This window comes from Acidiplasma cupricumulans, assembly GCF_001402935.1.
Lineage (GTDB): Archaea > Thermoplasmatota > Thermoplasmata > Thermoplasmatales > Thermoplasmataceae > Acidiplasma > Acidiplasma aeolicum.
The window spans coordinates 1-5451 of record NZ_LKBH01000202.1 but is presented as its reverse complement, the minus strand read 5'-3'; the positions used below and the strand labels follow the sequence as shown (position 1 = coordinate 5451).

The 5451-nt window shown below is 32.7% G+C and carries 5 protein-coding genes; 3 read left to right on the top strand and 2 right to left on the bottom strand.

Features of this window, described 5'->3' with window-relative positions:
- Nucleotides 1-184 precede the first annotated feature (184 nt).
- Nucleotides 185-1105, top strand: coding sequence for an MBL fold metallo-hydrolase (locus AOG55_RS06190; RefSeq protein WP_048100913.1), 921 nt, complete (start codon nucleotides 185-187; stop codon nucleotides 1103-1105).
- A gap of 1 nt (nucleotide 1106) precedes the next feature.
- Here AOG55_RS06190 and AOG55_RS06185 read toward each other — a convergent pair whose 3' ends face one another.
- Both AOG55_RS06185 and serS read right to left on the bottom strand, forming a co-directional pair.
- Complete coding sequence (locus AOG55_RS06185; RefSeq protein ID WP_048100912.1) at nucleotides 1107-2276, bottom strand: mechanosensitive ion channel family protein; 1170 nt, start codon at nucleotides 2274-2276, stop codon at nucleotides 1107-1109.
- 4 nt (nucleotides 2277-2280) lie between these two features.
- The gene (gene serS, locus AOG55_RS06180; RefSeq protein WP_048100911.1) at nucleotides 2281-3609 is read right to left on the bottom strand and encodes a serine--tRNA ligase; all 1329 of its coding nucleotides are present in this window, start codon (nucleotides 3607-3609) and stop codon (nucleotides 2281-2283) included.
- A 195-nt stretch (nucleotides 3610-3804) separates the two neighbouring features.
- Between serS and AOG55_RS06175 the strand changes: the two genes are divergently transcribed.
- A complete protein-coding gene (locus tag AOG55_RS06175; RefSeq protein WP_048100910.1) occupies nucleotides 3805-4821 on the top strand; it encodes a zinc-dependent alcohol dehydrogenase family protein in 1017 nt (338 codons plus the stop codon).
- A 240-nt stretch (nucleotides 4822-5061) separates the two neighbouring features.
- Nucleotides 5062-5187 carry a hypothetical protein gene (locus AOG55_RS09765; RefSeq protein ID WP_255350850.1) on the top strand — a complete coding sequence of 42 codons (126 nt, stop codon included), beginning with the start codon at nucleotides 5062-5064 and terminating at the stop codon, nucleotides 5185-5187.
- The last annotated feature ends 264 nt before the right edge of the window (nucleotides 5188-5451 follow it).

Sequence of the window (5451 nt, the reverse complement as noted above, 5' to 3'; positions counted from 1 at the left end):
TATGTGTATTTAACATATAAATATTTAGTTCTAAAAATGTTTCAAAAAATATTATTTATTGAATATTTGTATTTAAATTCCAGAAATTCATAATAAACTCAGTGGCTTTCTTTCTGGTATATTGATTTGTAAGAATAATATGTGCAAACAATAATAATTATTTATCATTTAGAAATTATAGTCAATGGATATACAAAAAATAGAAGTACCAATAGAAATAAGGGCACTGAAAACAGCAAATTCATATTTAATAAATGGCAGCATTCTGTTTGATACAGGCATGTCTGAGAATTCTTACAGGGAGATAATATCCAAAATAAATCCAGGGGCAATAAAATATATAATTATATCACATCTACACATAGATCATATAGGTGGTGCCGGATATTTTAATAAAAATTATGGAATACCAGTTTTTATAAGCCAGAATGATTACAATTATATAGAGAGGATTAATGAAAATCCTGAAGCGTATTTTAAATTTTACACAGACTTCTTAAGATCAAACGGTACACCTGATTCAATTATAGACATGATTATGGATTATAATCCAATTGTGAAATATATAAATTATTATGAGGGGCTTGATATTAAGCCGGTAAATAACAAACCAGAGGGTTTTGATATTATTGATGTGCCAGGGCATACTCCCGGTTCAATTGTTCTTTATAATAAAAATTCATTATCACTATTATCAGGTGATCATATACTTGGCAGGATAACACCAAATATTAGTGTGTATTTACCTGAAATGGATAGCCTGAAAATGTATCTTGAAAGCCTTGAGAAAATTCAGAATTTAAATGTCAGCAATGTTTATCCCGGCCATGGAAATGTGTTTAATAATTATCATGAAAGGATAATTCAAATAAAAAAGCATCATGGTAACAGAATAACAGTTATTAAAAATTATCTTAATTCATGGAAAACAGTATATGATATAGCATCAACCATGGAATGGAGCAGGGGTCGGCATATGGATACAATGAATTTTATGGAAAAAAATTTTGCAATCATGGAAACTGCAGCACATTTAATTTATATGGAAAATTCAGGAATCATAAGGGGAATTGAAAAGAATGGAATAAAATATTATTCTTTATAATTTATTTTCCCTGATTGCTCTGAGAGGCTTTTAATGTATTGTATGCGTTTTCCATAAATATATTTACAGCATTAATTGTTGAATTTATATCCTCTGGACCTTTTATTTTTGCAAAAATTAGGTAGGTGTTTGTTGACCCTGATTTGGACATTAGTATACCTTTTAAATCAAGATTCCCATGGTTTTCACTGACGTATTTCAATATCTCATCAGATTTAACATCGGAGTTTAATATAACAGTTACCGGGTAATAATTTAATTCGTATATGCTCTCATAAATTGCATTGTTTCCAAGCACATTTGCCTGTGATTTTACAGTCCAGTATGCCCTGTCCAGATTCATATTTGCAATTGATATAATTTTATTTAATTCATTAATATCCTGAAATTTGAACATTATAAGATACGTATTTGTTGTACCGCCTTTTGCGGAGAGAAAAATTGTCATATCGTTATTATTGGACATTGCCTTAAAATTCTCAATAACCTTATCGGCTGGAACATCAGATGGTGTGGTAATATTTAGTGGATAAATATATGAGGAATCCTCAGTTTTAAATTCTGTAATAACCGAGTTGCCAAGCAGTGCGGAATTTGGTATTGAAATCACATTATTGTCCTTTGTTAACATCTTGGAAAAAAGGGTCTTAACATCAATAATTTTTCCAGTTGTATCTATGCTCCATACCCAAGAGTTTATTCCAACAACATCTCCATACTTTAATGTTCTTGATGATGTTACAAAGATGCTTGCAATAAGATTGGATGCGACTGTTTGAACGGCAAGGCCGAGGATAACGCCACCAACCGCGCTGCCTGCAAGTATTCCTGTAACGCTAACATGGAATATTGACAGCACGATGGCTATTACTATAATGTACATTATTATTCTTATTATTAATGAGATTCCATAAAGCTCCTTTCTTGATGTCTTTATTCTGTATTCTATGAATCTCAGGGTTGACCTTGTTATCATCATTCCTATTATCAGGACTATTACTGCCCTTACACCCTCGTTTATATATATTTCATAGCCTTTATACTCAGGCAAAAATCGGGTAATGATAAAATCAACCACAAAGCCTGCAAGAATTGCAAGTATGATGCCTATTATAATTTCTGCAATAATTTTTGCAAGTTCACCCCTGCTTTTCCTTGCATTATTAAGCATGGTTTTAATCCTCCCTTTCTATTCTGTCAAATCCTGTGTATGGAACCAAAGCCCTTGGAACCTGTATGTACCCATCCTTCTGATAATTCTCCATAATGGCCACAAGTATTCTTGTTGTGGCTATTGCAGTGCTATTCAGTGTGTGAACAAATTCATTTCCATTTTTTGTTCTGTATTTAATATTTAATGACCTCGCCTGATAATCTGTATCATTGGAGGCGGAAACTATTTCCCTGAACTTCCCCTGGGATGGGAACCATGCCTCTATATCATACTTTTTTGCTGCCAGATTCCCAAGCTCCCCTGAACAAACATTAACTATTCTATAGGGTATCTCAAGTGATTTGTATATATCCTCTGCATTTTTTACAAGCTCATCAAAGTGATCCCATGATTCTTCTGGCCTGCAGAATATGAATTGCTCAATTTTATTAAACTGATGAACCCTGAAAATACCCTTTGTATCCTTTCCGTGGGCACCTGCCTCGCGCCTAAAACATGAGGATACACCGGCAACACGAATGGGCAGCTCGTCCTCATTAAGAATTTCTCCAGAAAGCATGGATGCTATGGGATGCTCTGCTGTTGCAATTAAATAAAGGTCATCGCCCTCTATTTTATAAAGTGTATCCTTGAATGTCTCTATATCTGTGGCACCGGACATTGAGGCATAGTTTATCATAAATGGTGGTTCGAGAACAGAAAAACCTCTCTGTGATAAAAAATCCACAGCGTAGTTTATAAGTGCCAGTTCAAGCTTAAATAATCTGTTTTTAAGGAAGTAAAACCTGGCCCCAGCTATTTTACCTGCCCTTTCAAGGTCAACAAGGTTTAACTGCTCCATTAAATCAACATGGCTCATTGGTCTGCTGTCTATTATATTAAAATCACTGCTATTTCCACTATTTTGTTTAAAATAATCCAAATCTTCCCTATAAACATTAGCTGTACCATAATATCTAACGAGTTTATTATTTTCATCTCCAAAGCAGTGGGGGACATCATCTGCCAGTAGATTTGGTATTAACCTCAGCGTATTATCCCTATCCTTTTCAATTTCTTTCTGCTGATTTTCAAGCTCCCCTATTTTTTTATTAATTTCATTTACCTTATTTTTTAATGGTTCAGGGTCACCGCCATTTTTTATAATTTTTGATATCTCAACTGTAATTTCGTTTTTTTCATGCTTTAAACCATTGATATCCCTAAGATTCGATCGCCATTTATCATCCAGAACAAAAAAGTTATCAAGTACTTTTGTATCAAAACCCCTGGCCTGGCAGGACTTGTAAAATATCTCACTGTTTGATCTTAATAATTTTATGTCTATCATTGCAACACCATTTTTATCAATAATACGTTAATAATATTTCATTTTTATGATAATTATAAAATTTAGAAGCGAGATATCTATTAGATATTTTAGGCGATGTGAGAAATTAAAGTATTTTCCTTATTTAGGGCATTTATATAAATATATTATGGTAACAAAAATCTATTTATACTATTAAATGAATTATATTAATTTATGAGGGCATTTTTCCTAAACGGTGTTAAAAATGTTTCTGTTTTGGACATAGATGAGCCTGATTTAAAAGAAAATGAGGTAAAAATTAGGGTAATGGCCTGCGGTGTCTGTGGTTCCGACATTCATTCCTATTATGGCAAAAATCCATTAATTAAATATCCTGTGGTACCCGGCCATGAACTAAGCGGAATTGTGGTTGAATCAAAAAGCAGTTTGTTTCATTCTGGAGACAGGGTGGTTGTTGATCCAAATATTCCGTGCAATAAGTGCAGGTATTGCAGGTCTGGTAAAAAAAATTTTTGCGAGCATTTTACTAGCATTGGGAACAATATTTATGGGGGTTTTGCTGAGTATGTGAATGTTCCTGACAGCCAGGTATACAAAATTCCAGATAATTTATCATATGAAAGGGCATCGGTTACCGAACCAGTTGCCTGCATTATACACGGCCTGGACATTGTAAATGCCAAAATAGGTGAATCGGCCCTAATACTTGGTGCAGGGTTCATAGGATTAACATTTTTTCAGATACTTAAAAACATGGGTTATAATCCATTAATCGTTGCTGAATTAAATGAGTACAGAAAAAATATTGCCAGGGAACTTGGTGCCGATGTGGTAATAGGGAATATTAAAAACTATGTAAAGGAAAAAACGGGAAATTATGGTGTTGATCTTATAGTAGACACAACAGGAAGCATGAAACTATTAGAGGAATCAATTGATATAATTTCAAATGATGGCCGGATTCTGGCCTTTGCGGTTTATGACCCTGATGCCTACGCAAGTATTAAACCGTCACTAATATATCAAAAGGAGATTAAGATAGCGGGTGAATTTACAAATCCATACACCATGGAAAGGTCCCTTAATCTCATATCTTCAGGCGCAATTAATCTTGACATACTATTAAACAAAAAGGTGGATATTAATAATATTGAGTCAGCATTAAATGGCAGTATAAAGGATTCAATAAAGGTCATTGTCAATAATTCTGATAACCATTTATGCAAATGAGTATTAAACCTTACAGGTATTTCCTAAAAAGACTTAATGTTATATATTCAATAAGTACAATAAGGTTTACAGTTATGCCCAGTGGCCATTATAATTACATTTATTACAATATATTGGTATGTTTATGGATTTATTAAACAGGAACGTTAAAGGAAAGATAGGATATATTCAGGGGTATCAACAATAAAGAAAAAGAGAGAACTGGAAAATCATATACATACTTTATAACATTCATGCTTTATGAATGGTTATACAATAAATGCAGTATATGATAATATTTACCTGATTAGGCATGCTTTTCCATGGAAGCTTGAGGCTCCTATCTTTAAGATGGTGGAGAATGCCACAAACCTTATAGATAATTGAAATATTAAAATCGACATGGATAATCTATTTGGAGTTGATAACAGGATTAAGTGATGTAAGAATAATAGCATTGGTATCATTAATATAATTAAAAAGGCAGTCCCAGAATCATTTGATGTAATATATTGTATTCAGTAAATTTAAGCATCATGGAGATGATAACTTCCCAGGGTCTATGTTAAAATTTTTAAAAGAAACCATAACCTTATGACAAATAAATAAAATATTAATTTTTGATATTTCATAATATAATTAAGATCGGAA

Excerpts from the sequence above, each read along its gene's own strand:
- AOG55_RS06190 (WP_048100913.1), top strand. The coding sequence starts at position 185 with ATGGATATACAAAAAATAGAAGTACCAATAGAAATAAGGGCACTGAAA.
- AOG55_RS06185 (WP_048100912.1), bottom strand. The coding sequence starts at position 2,276 with ATGCTTAATAATGCAAGGAAAAGCAGGGGTGAACTTGCAAAAATTATT.
- serS (WP_048100911.1), bottom strand. The coding sequence starts at position 3,609 with ATGATAGACATAAAATTATTAAGATCAAACAGTGAGATATTTTACAAG.
- AOG55_RS06175 (WP_048100910.1), top strand. The coding sequence starts at position 3,805 with ATGAGGGCATTTTTCCTAAACGGTGTTAAAAATGTTTCTGTTTTGGAC.
- AOG55_RS09765 (WP_255350850.1), top strand. The coding sequence starts at position 5,062 with ATGAATGGTTATACAATAAATGCAGTATATGATAATATTTACCTGATT.